Below are 17,998 nucleotides of genomic sequence, written 5' to 3' on the forward strand. Positions count from 1 at the left end.
TTCAGATTGGTTCCAGCTTAAACCAAAGCGCAGCCTGCGGCCAGAGACTGTCCGCGTACGGATTGGCTATTGTCGGGCAGGCGGCGCGCGCCAGCGTTCGGGCGGCACCACCACCGGCTCTGCCGGCTGTTCGGTGAAGTGCGGCGACAGGATCTGCACGCCGAATTCGTTGAAGGCGTCCAGGATTTCGCCGTGCAGCGCGTCGCGCACCACCGGCGGCTGGTGTTCCGGCAGCGCGCGCAGCTGCAGCTCGTATTCGATGTAGAAGTCCTGCAGCGACAGCTTGCGCACCTGCGGCGCGCAGGCGGGGTCCACCCCCGGGCAGCGGCGCGCAGCCAGCTCCAGCATGGCCTGCACCTGCCGCCACGGCGCGTCGTAGCCTATGGTGACGCGGGTGGAGATCATGGCGCCCGGCCCTTCGCCGTGGCGGCTGTAGTTGCTGACCTTGCCGCCCACCGCCACCGCGTTGGGAATGGTGATTTCGTAGCCCTGGCTGGTGAGGATTTTGGTGGACAGCGCCGACAGCTCGCTGACCGTGCCTTCCACCTCGCCAAGCTGCACATAGTCGCCGCGCCGCAGCGCGCGGGCATAGATCAGCACTAGGCCGCTCATCGCGTGGTTCATCACGCCGGCCGAGCCCAGCGTCACCATCAGGCCGAAGAACACGCTGACGCCCTTGAAGGCGTCGCTGTTGGCACCCGGCAGGTAGGGGTAGGCGACGATCAGCGCGAACAGCCACAGGATGACGGAAGCCAGCCGGCGGGTGGCGCCCACCGTTTCGGCGTGCAGGCCGGGCAGCTCCAGCTGGCCGCGCTCCACCGCGCCGAACAGCAGCGCCAGGCCGCGTCCGATCAGCCGCGTCAGCAGGAAGATCACCGCCACGGTGGCCAGCCCCGGCAGCGCCGACAGAATGTCGTCGGCGATGGTCGCCAGCAGCTGATAGAAGGAGTTGCCCAGCTTGCGCCCCAGCGGCCGGGTGTAAGGGAAGAGTCCCAGGGTGTAGCTCAGCCACATATAGCCGGCGAACAGCGCGCACAGCAGCGCGGTGATGTCCACCAGCTGGCATTCGGCGGAGCGCAGGAAATGGCGCAGGTCGAACCTGCCGCTCAGCCATGGCAACCGGCCTATCGGCTGCAGGTGCAGCCGGCGGCGCGAGGCGCTGCGGCCGCGGGCGATCAGATACAGCGCGCCGGCGAACACGGCGGCGGCCAGCAGCGCCAACAGCACGGACAGGGCGATCTGCCGCGGCGAGCGTTGTTCCAGCGCGGCTTGGCGCAGCTCGTTCAGTCTGGCCTGCGCCCGGGCGGCGGCCTGCTCCAGCGTCAGTTGGTCGCCGGGGTCGAGGTCGTCCTCCAGTATGGTGAACAAGGGCCGGCCGTGGATGCTGACGGCGATGCCGCGCAGATGGCTGTCGGCCAGCGGCGCGGTTTGCACCGGTTGCTGCAGATCGTCCGGCGTCAGCTCGCGGATGCGCTCCAAGGTGCGCTGCAGCCGTTGCTCCGGGCCGAGGCTGGCCTGATTGGCCAGAAACAGGAAGATCGGGCGGTTGTCCAGCACCAGGGTGCGGGCGCTGTCGGCCGGCGACGGGTTGGCGCGGGGCTCGGCGGCCAGCGCCGGCAGGCACAGCGTCAACAGCAGGCAGAAACGGATCAGGGCCATGGAATCTCCGAAAGAGCGGCGAGGCCGGCCCGTTTGGGGGGACGCGGCCGGCAATGCCCATATCATGGCACAGCCGGCCAGCGCCCGGCATCCCCCGCGCTCAGCCGCGCAGCATCGCCCGGCGATAGCCTTGCGGCGCGAAAGCGCTGGTCAGCAGCAGCAACAGCGCCACTGCGGCCGCCAGCGCCAGCCAGGCCAGCTGGAAGCTGGCGGTGAGGTCGCGCAGCCAGCCGGCGGCGAACGGCGCGCAGGCGGCTATCAGATAACCGACGCCCTGAACGAAGGCTGCCAGCCGCCCGGCGTCGCGGCTGTCGTCCAGATGGCCCAGCGTCAGGATCATGCTCAGCGGGAACAGGCCGCCGACGCCCAGCCCCAGAAGCCCCACCCACAGCAGCATCGGGCCGCCAGGCTGCGCCACCATGCCCAGCAGGCCGGCGAGCGTGCAGCACAGCGTCAATGCCAGCCAGCCGCGCAGATCGGCATGGCGGGCGGAGAGCAGCGGCAGCGCCAGGCCGGCCACCACCTCCATCGCGGTCATGTAGCTAAGCATCAAGCCGCCTTGCTGGCCGCTCCAGCCCAGCTGCACGAAGAAGGGCGGCAGCCAGGCCAGCGAGCAGGTGTAGACCGCGGTACCCAGGCCGAAATAGCCGGCCAGCAGCCAGGCGCGCGGCAGGCGGGAAAAGGGCGCGGCTGGCGCGGAGGGGGAGGCTGAGGACGTGGCGGCCGGAGCATGCCGCCACCAGAAAACGCCGGCCAGCGCGGCGGGCAAGGCCCACGCCGCCAGGCCGAGCTGCCATTGGCCGCTGTGCCGCGCCAGCCACGGCGCGCCGGCGGCGGCCAGCGAGGCCCCGCCCATGATGGCGGTGACGTAGAGACCCATCAGCAGCGATACCCGTTGCGGGAAGTGGCGCTTGATCAGGCCGGGCAGCAGCGCTTGCGCCAGCGCGATGCCGCCGCCGGCCAGCAGCGCGGTGGCGAGCAGGCCGGCGTAGCTGGGGGCCAGCAGCGCAGCGCGCAGGACAGCAGGATCATCCGCAGCGCCAGCAGCACGCCTAGGCGCGCGCCCAGCAGGGCCTCCAGCCGGTGGCCGGCGAAGGCGCCGGCGCCCATGGCGGCGATGGGCAGCGTGGTGAGCAGGGCGGCTTCGCTGAAGCGGATGCCGGTGGCGGCGCGGATAGGCTCCAGCAAGGGACCGATGGCGGCCAGGCCGGGGCGCAGATTGAGGCCGACCATCACGATGGCCAGAGTCAGGCCCAGCGGGCGGGCGAGTGGGATCGAGGACATTTGGGCTCCGCTTCAGTGCGTTTGCAGGAAGGCCAGCAGGGCGGCGTTGAAGGCGTCGGCGCTGTCGATGTTGGCGACATGGGCGGCGCCGGCCAGGCTGATATGGCGCGCTCCGGTCACTTGGCCGGCCATCCATCGGCCAATTTCCGGCGGCGACACCGCGTCGCATTCGGCGCTCAGATACAGGCTGGGAGCGCGGATGGCGGACAGGCGGCCAGAGATGTCGAAGCAGCGCAGTCCTTCGCACACCCAGGCTTGCGAGGGGCCGTCGGCCTGGGCAGCCTGGGCGTGCCATTGCAGATACAGCTGCCGGCCGGCGTCGCTGGCGCGGAAGGCGGCGTTGACATTGCGCGGCCAGCTGGCTTCCAGCCGCCGCAAGGGGCCGTCTTCGCCGCGCAGCGTCTGCCGCCAGTCGTCCAGCAGCGCCTGGGCCTCGGCGCCGGTCGTGGAGCAGAAGCTGTTGGCCACGGTCAGGCTGCGCACGCGCTCTGGCGCGGCCAGCGCCAGCTGCTGCGCCGCCATGCCGCCCAGCGACAGTCCGACGACATAGACCGCGGCTATCCGCAGATGGTCGAGCAGGGCCAGGCAGTCCGCCGCCAGCTCGGGCACGCCGTAAGGCTGGTTCAAGGAGGCGGAGGCGCCGTGGCCGGCCAGGTCGGGCAGGATGGCGCGATAGCCGGCGGCGTTCAGCGCCGGCAGCTGAGGCAGCCAGGCGCGGCCGCTGTTGCAGATGCCGTGCAGCAGCAAGACCGGTATGCCGTCGCCGCACTCCATGTAGTAGAGCCGGCGGTCTTGATGCAGGTGATAAGCCATCGTTTTCTCCTTGCGGCGCGGACGGCGGGCAAGCCGGGGGCGGCTGGCGCCGCGGCGTCAGGGGTGGGAAACAGGTGGAGGGAAGGATCAGCCGGTCGTTTCGCCGGGGAAGCCCTGCAGCCACTGCTTGAGCAGCGCCGCCAGTTGGGCGCGCTGTTCCGGCGCCAGCGCGGCGAGCGCGGCTTCCTGGGTGGCGAGGTGGGCTTCCAGCGCTTGGTCCACCAGCGCTCTGCCGCTGGCGGTCAGTTGAACCCGCATGGCGCGGCGGTCGTCTGGATGGGGTTGGCGCAGCACCCAGCCGGCGGCTTCCAGCCGGTCCAGCCGCTTGCTGATGGCGCCTGAGGTGAGCAGCAGGCTGGTGTAGAGCTCGGTGGGAGACAGCTGACCGTCGTCGCCTGCGCGGCGCAGCGTGGCCAGCACGTCGAATTCGCCGTCCTTCAGGCCGAAGCGGGCGAAGTTGTCGGCCAGGGTTTTCTCAAGGTGGCTGACCAGCCGGCCCAACCGGCCTATCACCGCCATGCTGGCGCAGTCGAGATCCGGCCGGGCCTGCCGCCATTGCGCGAGTATCAGGTCTATCTTGTCCATGAGCTCATCATGGCACATAACTATCTTCCTTGGAAGTTATTTCCTGAGAAGATAGTTTCAGTGCTGCTCGGGCATCAGCTTGGCCAGTTCGACGGCGCGCGCGGCGGTGGCGGCTAGCGCGCAGTCGGCGGCGGCCAGCGCGGCGGCGGTGCCGCCGGCGGGGTCGGCGTACAGGCGGCAGTTGGCGTCCCGGTAGCGCAGCCACAGCTGTTGCGCCTCACGCAGTTGCGGCTGGCGCGGCGCGGTCAGCGCGGCCATCAGCTTCTTGTAGTTGTCGTTCAGCAGCTTGTCCTGGCCGGCGTGTTCGGCGGCTATGCAGTCCTGCATGGCGGCGGTGGAGGCGGCTTGCTCCATGCACTGATCGTAGCTGCGGCTGTATAGCGCGGCTTCGTCGCCGCAGGCTTGCGCTTGGACGGACAGCAGCGCCAGCAGCATGGCGCTAGGGAGAAGGGGGAGGATTTTCATGGCGGAGCCCTGGTGCGGTGAAGGCAGCGAATATAGCAGAAACCAGCAAAAAGCCCGGCAGCGGCGGGCTTTTTGCGGCTATCTCGCGTCTTTAGAACTGCAGCGCGCCGGTCAGGTCGCCCGGCGGCTGGGCGCCGCGCTCGCGGAAGGCGGCGTTGCGCACCTTGACGCCCTCCAGCTCCGGCAGGCCGTGCAGGCGGCTGATGAAGCGGATGATGGAGGTGGTGTCGTAGAAGGTGTGGTCGACATGGCCCTTCTTGGAGAACGGCGACACGATGATGGCCGGGATGCGGCTGCCCGGGCCCCAGCGGTCGCCCTTGGGCGGGGCCACGTGGTCCCACCAGCCGCCGTTCTCGTCGTGGGTGATGATCACCACCATGTTCTTCCACTGCGGGCCGCTCATCAGGTGCTGCAGGATGTTGGCGACGTGGCGGTCGCCGCTTTCCACGTCGGAGTAGCCGGCGTGCATGTTGAGATTGCCCTGCGGCTTGTAGAAGGCCACCGCCGGCAGCTTGCCTGCCACCGCGTCGGCGATGAAGCGGTTGCTGATCGGGCTGTCGCCCAGGCCGCCGTCGCGCAGGTGCCGCTCGCGGGCCTGGGTGCCGGGCGCGAAGCTCTTGAAGTAGTTGAACGGCTGGTGGTGGTACTGGAAGTTGGGGGCGTCGGGGCCGCCCTTGCCGTCCAGCGCCGCCTGCCAGCTGCCGCCGTACCACGCCCAGTCGACATTCTTGCGCGACAGCAGGTCGCCTATGGTGTCGTAGGTCTGCGGCGGCAGGGTATTGTGGTTTGCCGGGTCGGCGTAGCGCGGGTCGCCGCCTTCGGCCGGCTTGACGTAGCTGGGCTGGAACGGCGGCGCCATGGTGTTGACCGCGTAGCCGTCCGGAGTGATGGCGCCGTTGTTGACGAACTTGGGCGGGCCGTCCATCGCCGAGCCGGGTTCTTTCACGCTCAGCCGGTGGCCCTGCGGACCGTCGTCCAGCACCGCGATCTTGCCCTTGGCCGGGCTGGTGGCGGCGTTGAAGTATTCCGGCGTGCGGGCCGAGATCAGGAACTGGTGGTTGAGGTAGGAGCCGCCGAAGGCCGCCATGAAGAAGTTGTCGCACAGCGTGTAGTGGCGGGCGATCTGCCACTGGTTGAGGTTCTTGGCGGTTTCGCCGTAGTAGCCCATCACCAGGCCGCCGGAGTCGGCCCAGGCGGCGAACTGGTTGTTCTTGCCGCCGTTGATCTGCATCTGGTTCTGGTAGAACAGGTGCCACAGGTCGCGGGTGACCACGGCTTCCGGCAGCGGCTCGCCGTCGGCGTCCTGCAGCGGGAAGGGGCCGTTGGGCAGGTTCTTGATCTTGTCTTCGTCTATCAGGTAGTACTTGCCGGCCACGGTCTGGCCGCGCTGCACCATGCCGCCCCAGATCTTGGGCAGGGTCTTCAGCGCGCTGCCGTCGCGGTCCAGTTGGGTACAGGCTTCGGCGCCGGCCTCGGCCAGCGGGTATTTCACGCCGGGGAAGTTGCCGTACAGGTTGTTGAAGCTGCGGTTTTCCAGGTAGATCACCACCACGTTCTTCACATGGTGGCGCAGCTTGGCGTCCAGGCCGGCGGAGGCCGCCGGCGCCGCTTTGGCGTTGTCGCTTGCGACTGCCGGCAGCACGCTGGCGGCGCCGATGGCGGCCAGGCCTTCGAACAGGCGGCGGCGCGACGGGTCTTGCGGCGTGGTTTCGTCTGGGGAAGTAAGCTTATCGGGGTCTGACATGGCGGCGGTCCTGTGTCCATTGGCCGGGTAGGAAAATTCAGCCGCCACTTTACTCCGCTTCGATGAATAGCTGAAGCCGTTCAGACGGTTTGCATGCGGCTCAGCCGCGGCGCTGGTGGGCGATCAGCCGGGCCAGCGCTTGGCGCACCTCGGCGTTGCCTATGCTTTCGGCGGCCTGCTCCATGCCGTCCAGCGCGTTTTCGCTGATGGCCAGCGTTTTGGGTTTTTTCGGCCGCACCAGTTTGAGCACCACTTTCACCTTGACCTTGCTGGCGAGATAGCCCTGCCTGGCCAGTTGCGGCAGCAGGCCGGGGGCGGTCATCCGCAGCCGGGCGGCGACGATGCCGTTGTCGGCGTGCAGCACCAGCTCGTCGTCGCGGATGCGCACCGCGCGGCAGGCTTCAGCCATTCCCTGCGGGATCAGCTTCTTAAAGGCGCGGTCCAGCGCCATCAGCTCGTTGGCGGCGGCGGTGAGGAGGGCCAGGTGGCTGTCCTGGCGGGTGATGTCTTGCAGCGGGCGTCCGTACATGGCGTGGGGCTGGGTGGGGATGCCCGATTGTAGCCTGTCCCGGCGGCTGGCCATAGCGCTAAAGCAAAACGGGCGCGCCGTTGCCGGCGCGCCCGCATGTTCCTTAGCGGGGAAGGTTTACAGCGCGCCTTCCACGTCTTCCAGGCTGAAGGTTTCGGTGTGGTCGTTATAGGAGAAGATTTCGGCGTAGCGGCCCCAGCTGATCACGGTGTCCAGCGTTTCTTCGGCCGCCTGGTCGGACAGCGAATCTTCCAGCTCCTGGGCGAAACGCAGCCGCGGCGCCCGCTGGCCAGGCCGCTCCTGCAGCACCTTGCGGATGTGGGCGGCCATCGGCACGTTGCGCAGCAGGTGCTCGGCGAACAGCACCTTGCGCTCCTGGGTGCCGTAGTCGGCGAACAGCTTGCCGGCGTTGGTCAGCAGCATGTCGCCGTCTTTCAGCTCGATGAAGCCCAAGTGCTCCAGCACTTCCGCCACCGGGAACAGGTCGTCCACTTCCAGCAGCAGCTTTTCCGCCACTTCCGGCATGTCGGCCTTGCCGAAGTACGGCTCCTGCGCGACTTCCTCGATCAGGCCGGCCATCAGATTGGTCGACACTTCGATCAGATGGCTGCCGATTTCCAGCGGCAATTTGTGCAGGGTGTGGGCGCTGCGGCGCGCGGTCATCAGCGCGTAGATGTCGTCCACCATCTTGCGGAAGGCCGGGTCCAGCCGGTTGCGGCGATGCGGGAACGGCACCTTGATCTCGGCCACCACCCGGCCGGGGTTGGACGACAGCACCAGGATGCGGTCGCACATGAATACCGCCTCCTCGATGTTGTGGGTGACGATCAGCACCGACTTGATCGGCAGCTGGCCTTCGCTCCACAGGTCCAGCATGTCGGTGCGCAGCGTTTCGGCGGTCAGCACGTCCAGCGCCGAGAACGGCTCGTCCATCAGCAGCAGGGTCGGGTTGACCACCAGCGCGCGGGCGAAGCCGACGCGCTGGCGCATGCCGCCGGACAGCTCACGCGGGTAGGCGTTCTCGAAGCCGTCCAGGCCGATCAGGTCGATGGCCGCCAGCGCGCGCTTGCGGCGCTCCTTGGCCTCCACGCCCAGCGCCTCCAGGCCGGCTTCGACGTTTTGCAGCACGGTCAGCCAGGGGAACAGCGCGAAGGTCTGGAACACCATCGCGACGCCCTCGGCCGGGCCGGTCAGCGGCTTGCCGCGGTAATTGACTTCGCCGCCGCTTTGCTGGATCAGGCCGGCGATGATGCGCAGCAGCGTGGACTTGCCGGAGCCGGAGCGGCCCAAGAGGCCGACGATCTCGCCCTCGTGCAGCGTCAGGTTGACGTCGTCCAGCACCTGGATCTCGTCGTTGCCCTTGGCGAAACCGCGGCAGACGTTCTTCAGCTTGAAGATTTCTTGTCCCGGGGTGGTGTTGTCGATACTCATGCTTGCCCCCTTAGTTGAGACGGAGTTTGTTTTCGGCGATGGCGTACATCGGGCGCCACAGCAGACGGTTGAACAGGACCACGAACAGCGACATCGTGGCGATGCCGAGCAGGATCTTGGGGTAGTCGCCGGCGGCGGTGGTCTGCGCGATGTAGGCGCCCAGGCCGTGGGCCACCACCTTGTCGTTGCCCCAGGATACGAATTCGGACACGATGCTGGCGTTCCATGCGCCGCCGGAGGCGGTAATCGCGCCGGTGACGTAGTAGGGGAAGATACCCGGCAGCATGATGGTCTTCCACCATTGCCAGCCGCGGATGCGGAAGTTGGCCGCCGCCTCGCGGAAGTCGTTGGGGAAGGCGCTGGCGCCGGCGATCACGTTAAACAGGATGTACCACTGGGTGCCCAGCACGATCAGCGGCGACAACCAGATGTCGGGGTTGAGCTTGAAGTGGACGATGAATACCACAAACACCGGGAACAGCAGGTTGGCCGGGAAAGCGGCCAGGAATTGCGCCAGCGGCTGGATCTTCTCCGCCAGCGCCGGGCGCAGGCCGATCAGCACGCCCAGCGGCACCCAGATCACCGACGCCACCACGATCAGCAGGGACACGCGCACCAGGGTGATCAGGCCCAGGCCTAGCACCCGCAGCACTTCGGCGACGCCGACTTCGCTGGCGATGAAATGGACTAGGGTGTAGGCGCTGTAGAGCGCGACCAGGCCGACCAGCAGCCACCACACCACGTCTATGCCGCGCGATACCGGGGTGTGCGCCTCGGAATGGATGCCCCTGGGCAGGCTGAGGTTCAGCCGCAGCCGGGCGGCGGTCTTGATCAGCTTGCCGAAGGGCTTGAGCAGTTGCTGGATGAAGCGGGTGCGCTGGATCAGGTTCAGCACCCAGGATTCCGGCGCCGACTGGCTGGCGGTGTCTTCCAGGCGGAATTTGTCGGCCCAGGCCACCATGGGCCGGAACAGGAACTGATCGTAAATCAGGATCACCACGGTCATGGTCAGAATCACCCAGCCGACCGCAGCCAGGTTCTTGTCCTGAATCGCCAGCGCCAGGTAGGAGCCGACGCCGGGCAGGGTGACGGTCTTGTCGCCGACGGTGATCGCTTCGGACGCCACCACGAAGAACCAGCCACCGGACATGCTCATCATCATGTTCCAGATCATGCCGGGCATCGAGAACGGCACCTCCAGCTTCCAGAACTTCTGCCATGGCGACAGGCGCAGGTTGACCGACACTTCTTCCAGATCGCGCGGCACGGTGCGCAGGCTCTGGTAGAAGCTGAAGGTCATGTTCCAGGCCTGGCTGGTGAAGATGGCGAAGATGGCGGCGAACTCGGCGCCCAGCACCCGGCCGGGGAACAGCGCCAGGAAGAAGGTGACGGTGAAGGAGATGTAGCCCAGCACCGGCACCGACTGCAGGATGTCCAGTATCGGCACCAGCAAGAGGCCGGCGCGGCGGCTCTTGGCCGCCAGCGTGCCGTAGATCAGCGTGAACACCAGCGCGGCGGCCATCGCCGCCAGCATGCGCAAGGTGGTGCGCAGCGCGTATTCGGGCAGATTGCCGGGGTCCAGCGTGATCGGGATGGTCTGCAGCGCGGTGATGGGCGCCCAGGTGGCGCGGATGCCGCTGGTGGCCATCAGCAAGAAGCCCAAGATCAGCGGAAACGCGATCAGATCCCAGCGATTGGGAATCAGCCGCCGGGCGGTGGCGGGCATGAAATGACGGACAGCGGTGGTCATCTGGCCTCTCCGGTTTTATATGATTGTGCCGGCGGGCCGCTGCCGGATGGCGCGGCGGCCCGCTTGTATTATGACAACTCTGGAACGGGAGTCGGCGCTGCTTGGCGGCGATGCGGAAAATCGCCGCGGCAGCGTTCGCGCAGCCGTTGCCATGTCCGGGCCGGACTAGAGAGCATTGTGTCGGTTTATTGCCGGGTATGCCCCGGCTCAGGGCATGGATGCTACCAGAGAAGGTATAAAACGATTGTGAAAAACCAGGATGGATCGCGGGTATTTTGTGACGAAATGTACTAGCGCAAATCTTTCCTGAAACCACCACCGGTCGGGTGGCCGGCGGCGGCGCGGGTTGGCGCGCGGCGTCTCAGAGCACGTTGACGGCGGGCGTGCCGGACATCACCTCCACGGTCTGTTTGCTGACGGTGGCTGGCGACGGCGCCGTGCCCTTGGCCAGCTTGCCCATCTTGTGGAAGGTGCAGCTGAGCTTGGCCGGCGTCAGCGTCACCACTGCGTAGCCTTGGGCGTCGCTGTCGGCGTATTTCAGCCAGGGATTGAAGGTTTGCAGCGTGGCGGTGAAGGTGTTGACCACTTGGCCGTTGACGGTGGTATAGACCAGCGGCTTGGCCTTGGCGAAGGTCGGCACGGTGTCCACCACGTTTTTGAAGTAGCTGAACAGCGAGTTGCTGGAGATGCCGGCGGTGACCAGGTCCACCATCACCGGCGTCGGGCTGGCCAAGTCGAAATCGTCATACACCTGTCCGGCGAAGAAGGCATGGATGTCGCCGGTGATGCCCACCACGTTGCCGATGTTGTTGTTTTTCAGGAAGGCCATCAACGCCTTGCGCTCGGCGTTGTAGCCGTCCCACTGGTCGGCGTTGAGGATGTATTTGTTCAGCAGCATCGTCGGCGGCAGGTTGGCGTCCAGCGCCGCCTTCAGCGCAGCGGCGAATACCGGCGCGCTGATTGCGGCGCTGAAGCTGGCCAGCTGCGGCTGGGTGTTGGCGTAGCTCAGCACCGGGGTGGCGCCGCTGACGTCGGCGGCCTTCAGGTCCAGATACAGCGCGCCGTTCAGCTGCTGCTGTTGGCTGGGGCTGAGGTTCAGGCCGAAGTTTTGCGCTAGCGCCGGAGCCAGTCCCTGCCCCAGCATGCCGGCCACCGCCTGGGTGCCATCCACGCCCATGCGCAGCAGGGACACCTCGTTGCCCCACAGCTTCCAGGCGCCGGCTGCGCCCTGCATCTGCTGCTGCCACCAGATGCGCTGGCTGTCGCCGAGGATGGATACCGGCTGCAGGTCGCCGCCGGCCGCGGCGATCTTGGCGGTTTCGGTAGCCGATAGCAGCTCCTGCGGCACGAAGTAGCGGCTGCCGATATTGGCCAGGCCGGTGTTGGGCACCGAGTCCTCGGAGATGATATGGTCGGCGCGGTACAGCCGCTGGTCGGTCATCACCAGCGTGGCTAGGTTGCCGAAGTTGAAGCTGCGGTAGATCTGGATGTTCTGGAACGAGGGATTGGACAAGTCGATGCTGACGTCCGCCGGGGTGTATTCGAACCAGGCCTGGTTGGCGTTGCGGCGGCGCGGCGTGTTGGGGGTGTCGTCCTCGCCCGGATAGTAGACCTGGCTGTCCTGCCAGCAGTCGTCGGAGAACTCGTGGTCGTCCCAGATCGAGATCACCGGGAAGGTGGCGTGCACCGCCTGGATGCGCGGATCGGCGCGGTAGCTCTTGTACAGGTAGCGGTAATCGGCCAGCGTGGTGGCATAGATCGCGCCGTCGGCGCGCACGGTGCCGTTGGGCAGGGTCAGCGGCGGGTGGCGGTTTTCGTTGCCGCCGGTCTGGAAGCCGGCGCCGACGGTTTCGTAGATGTAGTCGCCGACATGCATGACGAAATCCAGATCCAACTGGGCGATTTCGTCGAAGGCGCCCCAGTGGTTTACGCTCCAGTCCTGGCAGGTGATGTAGGCGAACTTCAGCTGCGATGGGGCGCTGCCGGCGGCGGGCGCGGTCTTGGTGCGGCCGGTGGCGCTGACCGCGTTGCCGGTGAGGAAGCGGTAATAGTAGAAGCTTGCGGCGGCCAGGCCGGTGACCTTGTGGCGCACGGTGTAGTCCCAGCCCGGATCGGCGCTTAGACTCTGATTGACCAGCAGGTTGGAGAAGTCGGCTCGGTCCGACAACTGAACGGTGACGGCGAGCGGCTTGCTGCCGTCGCCGCCGTCGACGCGGGTCCACAGCACGACGCTGTCCGGGCGCGGATCGCCGGAGGCCACGCCCAGGTCGAAGCGTTTGCCGGCGGCGCTCAGGTTTCTGCCATCAGCGCCGTCGTCGCTGTTGTCGCCCATGCATCCCGTCAGACCGGCGCTGGCTGCCGATACCGTCAGAAAACTGCTCCACTTCAGAAATTGCCGCCTATCCATCGTTTCTCCAGAGGTTTTATGCCGCTGTTGAGGCAAAATCGCGCATTATCGCCGATTGATATTTAATTGGCATTAATGGTTCGGTCAATTGAATCGAGTTTTTGCTCTATGAGTCGCGGCCGCGGCGTAGCCTAAAACCAACAGATGTTTGTTACCCTGCTCTTGATGTGGCGCATGGATGCCCCCATAACCTTAGTCTGCGAATGTGCTACACTTTTCAGCATTTTTTGCGGACACTCTTTCCGGCCCGCTGGTTTCTGGATTCGATTACATGATCTCCTCGCTACTCAAGAAAGTATTCGGCAGCCGCAATGATCGTCTGCTGAAGCAGTTCCGCCAGACGGTGGTACGCATCAACGCCCTGGAACAGGGTCTGCAGGCGCTGTCCGACGAGGCGCTGGCCGCCAAGACCGATGAATTCCGCGGCCGTCTGGCCAAGGGCGAAACGCTGGACGAGCTGCTGCCGGAGGCGTTCGCCGTCTGCCGCGAGGCCTCGAGCCGCGTGCTGGGCATGCGCCACTTCGACGTGCAGCTGATAGGCGGCATGTCGCTGCATTACGGCAAGATCGCCGAAATGCGCACCGGCGAGGGCAAGACTCTGGTGGCCACGCTGCCGGTTTACCTGAACGCGCTGACCGGCGACGGCGTCCACGTCGTCACCGTTAACGACTACCTGGTCAGCCACGGCGCCGGCGTGATGTCCAAGTTGTACAACTTCCTCGGCCTGTCGGTGGGCGTGAACCTGTCGCAGATGCCGCACGACGAGAAGCAGGCCGCCTACGCCTGCGACATCACCTACGGCACCAACAACGAATACGGTTTCGACTACCTGCGCGACAACATGGTGTTCAGCGTCGAGGAGAAGGTGCAGCGCAAGCTGGCTTTCGCGGTGGTGGACGAGGTGGACTCCATCCTGATCGACGAGGCGCGCACGCCGCTGATCATCTCCGGCCCGGCCGACGACAACATCGACATGTACCAGCGCATGAACGCGGTGCCGCCGCTGCTCAAGCGCCAGGAAACCGAAGAAGGCGAAGGCGACTACTGGGTCGACGAGAAGGCCAATTCGCTGATGCTGTCCGAGGCCGGCCACGAGCACAGCGAGGAAATCCTCACTCGGCTGGGCATGCTGAAGGAAGGCGACAGCCTGTACTCGGCCACCAACATCACGCTGATGCACCACCTGATGGCCGCGCTGCGCGCCCACGCGCTGTTCCACCTGGACCAGCATTACGTGGTACAGGACGGCGAAGTGGTGATCGTCGACGAATTCACCGGCCGGCTGATGGCCGGCCGCCGCTGGTCCGACGGCCTGCATCAGGCGGTCGAGGCCAAGGAAGGCGTGGAGATCAACCGCGAGAACCAGACGCTGGCCTCGATCACCTTCCAGAACTACTTCCGCCTGTATGGCAAACTGTCCGGCATGACCGGCACCGCCGACACCGAAGCTTACGAATTCCAGAGCATCTACAACCTGGAAACCGTGGTGATCCCCACCAACAAGCCTATGGTGCGCAAGGATGCGCAGGACAAGGTGTACCGCTCCGCCAAGGAGAAGTACGAAGCCATCCTGGCCGACATCAAGGACTGCCACGAGCGCGGCCAGCCGGTGCTGGTGGGCACCACCAGCATTGAAAACTCCGAGCTGGTCTCCGAACTGCTGCACAAGGCCAAGCTGCCGCATGTGGTGCTGAACGCCAAGGAGCACGCCCGCGAAGCCGACATCGTGGTGCAGGCCGGCCGTCCCGGCGTGATCACGGTGGCCACCAATATGGCCGGCCGCGGCACCGACATCGTGCTGGGCGGCAACCCCGACCCGGAAATCAAGCTGGTGGAGCAGGACGACAGCCTGAACGCCGAGCAGAAGCAGGCCAAGATCGAGGCGATCCGCGCCGAGTGGAAGCTGCGGCACGCCGCGGTGCTGGAGGCGGGCGGCCTGCACATCGTCGGCACCGAGCGCCACGAGTCGCGCCGCATCGACAACCAGCTGCGCGGCCGCGCCGGCCGCCAGGGCGATCCGGGCTCGTCCCGTTTCTACCTGTGCCTGGAAGACCCGCTGCTGCGCATCTTCGCCTCCGAGCGCGTCGCCGCCATCATGGATAGGCTGAAGATGCCGGAAGGCGAGGCGATCGAGCACCCGTGGGTGACCCGCTCCATCGAAAATGCCCAGCGCAAGGTGGAAGGCCGCAACTTCGACATCCGCAAGCAGTTGCTGGAATACGACGACGTCGCCAACGACCAGCGCAAGGTGATCTACCAGCAGCGCAGCGAGATCCTGGTGGAAGAGGACGTGTCCGACGTGGTGGTGAACATGCGCGAAGGCGTGATCTCCGACCTGGTGGACCTGCACCTGCCGCCGGAATCGCTTGAGGAGCAGTGGGATCTGGCCGGCCTGGAGAAGGTGCTGGCGTCCGACTTCCTGTTGGATGCGCCGGTGGCCGCCTGGATGGAGGCCGAAACCACGCTGGACATCGAGCAGATCCGCCAGCGCATCATCGATCTGGCCGCCGCAGCCTATCAGGCCAAGGTGGAACAAGCCGGCGACGGCGTGATGCGCCAGTTCGAGCGCAGCCTGGTGTTGCAGATGCTGGACAACCACTGGCGCGAGCACCTGGCGGCGATGGACCACCTGCGCCAGGGCATCCATCTGCGCGGCTACGCGCAGAAGAACCCGAAGCAGGAATACAAGCGCGAGGCGTTCGAGCTGTTTGCCGACATGCTGGAGCGCATCAAGCGTAGTGTGGTGCAGGTGCTGATGACGGTGCAGATCCGCGGTCAGGAAGACGTGGAGGCGGTAGAGCCGCACCAACTCGCCGAGATGGAAATGCAGCATGCCGAGCCGGGTTCGGCGATGGGTGACGACGAGGACAATCCGCTGTCTCCCGAGGCGCTGGCGTCGCAAGGCTTGCGCATCAACCGCAACGATGCCTGCCCGTGCGGCAGCGGCAAGAAGTACAAGCAGTGCCACGGCAGATTGGCTTGATGGCCTGATCGGATCGTGAGATTAAAAAGCCGACGCGGATGCGTCGGCTTTTTTATTGTCAGAAAAGACTGGGAATCGGTTGGCGGGGTAATCAGGCCGGCAGCAGAGAGTTACGCTATTGACTTGATTATATGAACCGCCAAGCGGTAATGTTCTTAACTTATAAATTCGGTGGTGCGCGCATTATTTAAATACTCAATTTTTCAAACTGCTCAGGTTTCACTGTCAGGTTTCGACTTAAAAGAAGCATTCAGCTTCTTATTACGCTTTTTCTGCTCGTCAATCATGATCCAGCGCGGAGTTCGAAATCGAACAATTGATTTGTACAGATAGATATAACTCAGTATGAACAGCACGGAGAATGCCATCAGCACATATGTGTGATCCCAAAAAAGCATTGCAGGAATGACAGAGCTGGATGAAAGCACCCACAGATAGGGCGAGGTCATGCTATTGCGCTGAGTTAGATGCTTGGCTTCTTTGGATGCTACCATCCACAAAACCACTCTTTTATAGATGATTTGATGGAGGTGAAGCGCATCGGGATGGCCGATCGAGCGTTTTTGCAGGAATTTGCGGCGATATATTGTGAATACGGTTTCGAAAGCCGGATAAATGACCACAAGCAAGGGGAACCAAGCAGATACGTGAGGGTGCCTAGCAATCAATAGAATTGATATTTCAGCAATGGTAAATCCCGCTAGGTATGCGCCGCCATCACCCGCAAAGATTAGACCATGGGGAAAGTTCAGAAACAGGAAACCAGAAATTGCGCCAATCATGGCAAAGCATAAGGACATCAATAGAATGTCATTTACCTTGAATGCGACATAGGCAAGTGCGAGCAGGGTTAAAATGGCAATTGTGCCAGAAAGCCCATTGTAGCCGTCAATAATATTGAATGCGTGGGCAACGCCACCTGCTGCAAAGATAGTAAAAAGAAAAGCAAGTAGGGTATAACTTTGCAACAAATGATCAGCCCAGCCAATGTCGATGCGGTTAATCGTGCCTTGTAATAAATAGAAGCCGAGAGCAGCAGAAACAAATGTGGCAAGCAACCTGGGTAACGGACCAATCCGTTTGGTCAGGTCTTCTAGCAGACCGAATGAAAAGGCAGGAATGCATGCGAGCATGAAGTAAAAAAACTCGATCGAGGCATTGAGTATGCCGGCAACGAGTAAGCCTATGCTGAGTCCTAGAAAGATCGGAATTCCTCCAATCCTCGGGACGGGATTTGCGTGGAACTTTTGGATGCCAGCGGTATCGCTATCTGCCGAATATTTACTATGTAGATTATTGTAGCGGACCAATAGTATCGCTAAGACAAACGAGGAAAATAGGGAGGAGAATAGAATCAGCAGCATAGAATTTTGTTTCAATATTCAATTCGTGGTGGATTTTCATACAGATACTGCTTGACTGTTTTATGTCAAGGCAATCTTGTATTTGAAAAATAAGCAATAACAGGCCTCGGATAATGCATGGTGGTTTTGAAGCGCTTGGTCACTACGCTATGGTATATGGTTGCTATATTGAAAATGCCTGCCATTAATTTTCGAAATGTATCGCTAAGCAAGAAAAGCAGGCAGTCAAGCGCTACCAAAGTCTTGCTCTTGAAAGAGGGTGGCTTATTTAAAAGAGACGAGCATTGGTTGAAGTCAGTATTGTTCAACAGATCTCTTTCTTAGGTCCCGACTGCAATGTTGGGAGGTAAGCTGTAAAAAGCGAATTGGCAGCGCCAGAGTGTAGACAAGTAGATTGAAGCGTGATGAGCATTTTTTCCGTCTTGGATAGTACATGCTTAATCGCGTTGTCTGCGGGCAATGGTATTTCTGCTAATTCTCACACGAGCCAAATCCTAAATTAATTCATCTGTGATGCTATTGAATTTTCTGATTTTGAGGCGAGCAGATATTGTTTTGGATTTGCGACGAAACGCATTTATGACTAGTATAGTCAAAGTAATTCCATATTTCAGGTCAGTTTTATTGCTTGGTATCCGTCTTGTTCGTCGCCTGTGAGCGATTGTAATGTTGCTGCATTTCATTTTATGACCGTACGCTTGACATGTTGCTTTCATTTCTGCTAGTAATGGGCAAGCGGCTAATGAGGTTAACGGTACGGCGTTGAGCCACGCTTAAGCCTCGGATAGCGGTTTCTCTATAATATTCTCTGCTTAAGAGCTTCAGGCTTGCATTGTGCTTTGATTATATCAAAAATCAAATTTTCGATGCGGATGGGTGCTGGGTAGGTGCGGCCATGACCCTACTATTGACTTATAGTATCGTAAAAAATCAGCTGTCGAGTGTATGATCTGTTCGCCATTGTGAAATGACGCATGGTGCCTG

Annotated in this window: 13 protein-coding genes; 1 reads left to right on the top strand and 12 read right to left on the bottom strand. The window is 63.4% G+C overall.

Annotated elements, in window-relative coordinates:
* Window positions 1-66: 66 nt before the first annotated feature.
* From BI347_RS08665 to BI347_RS08710, 11 genes are all read right to left on the bottom strand, one after another.
* Window positions 67-1,659 (bottom strand): mechanosensitive ion channel family protein, encoded by a 1,593-nt coding sequence (locus BI347_RS08665; protein WP_071111986.1) that lies wholly within the window; start codon window positions 1,657-1,659, stop codon window positions 67-69.
* Window positions 1,660-1,759: 100 nt separating this feature from the next.
* Window positions 1,760-2,677 (bottom strand): MFS transporter, encoded by a 918-nt coding sequence (locus BI347_RS08670; RefSeq protein WP_338032391.1) that lies wholly within the window; start codon window positions 2,675-2,677, stop codon window positions 1,760-1,762.
* Window positions 2,575-2,943: an MFS transporter gene (locus BI347_RS24360; RefSeq protein WP_204378023.1), complete on the bottom strand. Its 369-nt coding sequence runs from the start codon at window positions 2,941-2,943 to the stop codon at window positions 2,575-2,577. Before BI347_RS24360 ends, BI347_RS08670 begins: the two co-directional genes overlap by 103 nt.
* A 12-nt stretch (window positions 2,944-2,955) precedes the next feature.
* A complete protein-coding gene (locus BI347_RS08675; RefSeq protein ID WP_071115720.1) occupies window positions 2,956-3,756 on the bottom strand; it encodes an alpha/beta fold hydrolase in 801 nt (266 codons plus the stop codon).
* Window positions 3,757-3,843: 87 nt separating this feature from the next.
* Window positions 3,844-4,341, bottom strand: a complete 498-nt coding sequence (locus tag BI347_RS08680; protein WP_239690849.1) for a MarR family winged helix-turn-helix transcriptional regulator — start codon at window positions 4,339-4,341, stop codon at window positions 3,844-3,846.
* Window positions 4,342-4,398: 57 nt separating this feature from the next.
* A complete protein-coding gene (locus BI347_RS08685) occupies window positions 4,399-4,806 on the bottom strand; it encodes a lysozyme inhibitor LprI family protein (RefSeq protein ID WP_071115721.1) in 408 nt (135 codons plus the stop codon).
* A 91-nt stretch (window positions 4,807-4,897) separates the two neighbouring features.
* Window positions 4,898-6,550, bottom strand: a complete 1,653-nt coding sequence (locus BI347_RS08690) for an acid phosphatase (RefSeq protein WP_071116380.1) — start codon at window positions 6,548-6,550, stop codon at window positions 4,898-4,900.
* Between the two features lie 100 nt (window positions 6,551-6,650).
* Window positions 6,651-7,079, bottom strand: coding sequence for a DciA family protein (locus BI347_RS08695; protein WP_071111991.1), 429 nt, complete (start codon window positions 7,077-7,079; stop codon window positions 6,651-6,653).
* A 117-nt stretch (window positions 7,080-7,196) separates the two neighbouring features.
* Entirely contained in the window at window positions 7,197-8,510 is a 1,314-nt protein-coding gene (locus BI347_RS08700; RefSeq protein ID WP_071111992.1) for an ABC transporter ATP-binding protein, read from the bottom strand.
* A 10-nt stretch (window positions 8,511-8,520) separates the two neighbouring features.
* Complete coding sequence (locus BI347_RS08705) at window positions 8,521-10,260, bottom strand: ABC transporter permease (protein WP_071111993.1); 1,740 nt, start codon at window positions 10,258-10,260, stop codon at window positions 8,521-8,523.
* Between the two features lie 361 nt (window positions 10,261-10,621).
* The gene (locus BI347_RS08710; RefSeq protein WP_071115722.1) at window positions 10,622-12,667 is read right to left on the bottom strand and encodes an alkaline phosphatase D family protein; all 2,046 of its coding nucleotides are present in this window, start codon (window positions 12,665-12,667) and stop codon (window positions 10,622-10,624) included.
* A 271-nt stretch (window positions 12,668-12,938) separates the two neighbouring features.
* On the opposite strand from BI347_RS08710, the gene secA reads away from it, so the two are divergent.
* Window positions 12,939-15,650 carry a preprotein translocase subunit SecA gene (gene secA, locus BI347_RS08715; protein ID WP_071111995.1) on the top strand — a complete coding sequence of 904 codons (2,712 nt, stop codon included), beginning with the start codon at window positions 12,939-12,941 and terminating at the stop codon, window positions 15,648-15,650.
* A 212-nt stretch (window positions 15,651-15,862) separates the two neighbouring features.
* Here secA and BI347_RS08720 read toward each other — a convergent pair whose 3' ends face one another.
* Window positions 15,863-17,014 carry an MraY family glycosyltransferase gene (locus BI347_RS08720; protein WP_071111996.1) on the bottom strand — a complete coding sequence of 384 codons (1,152 nt, stop codon included), beginning with the start codon at window positions 17,012-17,014 and terminating at the stop codon, window positions 15,863-15,865.
* Between the last annotated feature and the right edge of the window lie 984 nt (window positions 17,015-17,998).

This window comes from Chromobacterium sphagni (assembly GCF_001855575.1).
Lineage (GTDB): Bacteria > Pseudomonadota > Gammaproteobacteria > Burkholderiales > Chromobacteriaceae > Chromobacterium > Chromobacterium sphagni.

Coding starts and splice junctions, on each gene's coding strand:
- BI347_RS08685 (WP_071115721.1), bottom strand. CDS start 4,806: ATGAAAATCCTCCCCCTTCTCCCTAGCGCCATGCTGCTGGCGCTGCTG.
- BI347_RS24360 (WP_204378023.1), bottom strand. CDS start 2,943: ATGTCCTCGATCCCACTCGCCCGCCCGCTGGGCCTGACTCTGGCCATC.
- secA (WP_071111995.1), top strand. CDS start 12,939: ATGATCTCCTCGCTACTCAAGAAAGTATTCGGCAGCCGCAATGATCGT.
- BI347_RS08700 (WP_071111992.1), bottom strand. CDS start 8,510: ATGAGTATCGACAACACCACCCCGGGACAAGAAATCTTCAAGCTGAAG.
- BI347_RS08695 (WP_071111991.1), bottom strand. CDS start 7,079: ATGTACGGACGCCCGCTGCAAGACATCACCCGCCAGGACAGCCACCTG.
- BI347_RS08690 (WP_071116380.1), bottom strand. CDS start 6,550: ATGTCAGACCCCGATAAGCTTACTTCCCCAGACGAAACCACGCCGCAA.
- BI347_RS08705 (WP_071111993.1), bottom strand. CDS start 10,260: ATGACCACCGCTGTCCGTCATTTCATGCCCGCCACCGCCCGGCGGCTG.
- BI347_RS08720 (WP_071111996.1), bottom strand. CDS start 17,014: ATGCTGCTGATTCTATTCTCCTCCCTATTTTCCTCGTTTGTCTTAGCG.
- BI347_RS08680 (WP_239690849.1), bottom strand. CDS start 4,341: ATGGACAAGATAGACCTGATACTCGCGCAATGGCGGCAGGCCCGGCCG.
- BI347_RS08675 (WP_071115720.1), bottom strand. CDS start 3,756: ATGGCTTATCACCTGCATCAAGACCGCCGGCTCTACTACATGGAGTGC.
- BI347_RS08665 (WP_071111986.1), bottom strand. CDS start 1,659: ATGGCCCTGATCCGTTTCTGCCTGCTGTTGACGCTGTGCCTGCCGGCG.
- BI347_RS08710 (WP_071115722.1), bottom strand. CDS start 12,667: ATGGATAGGCGGCAATTTCTGAAGTGGAGCAGTTTTCTGACGGTATCG.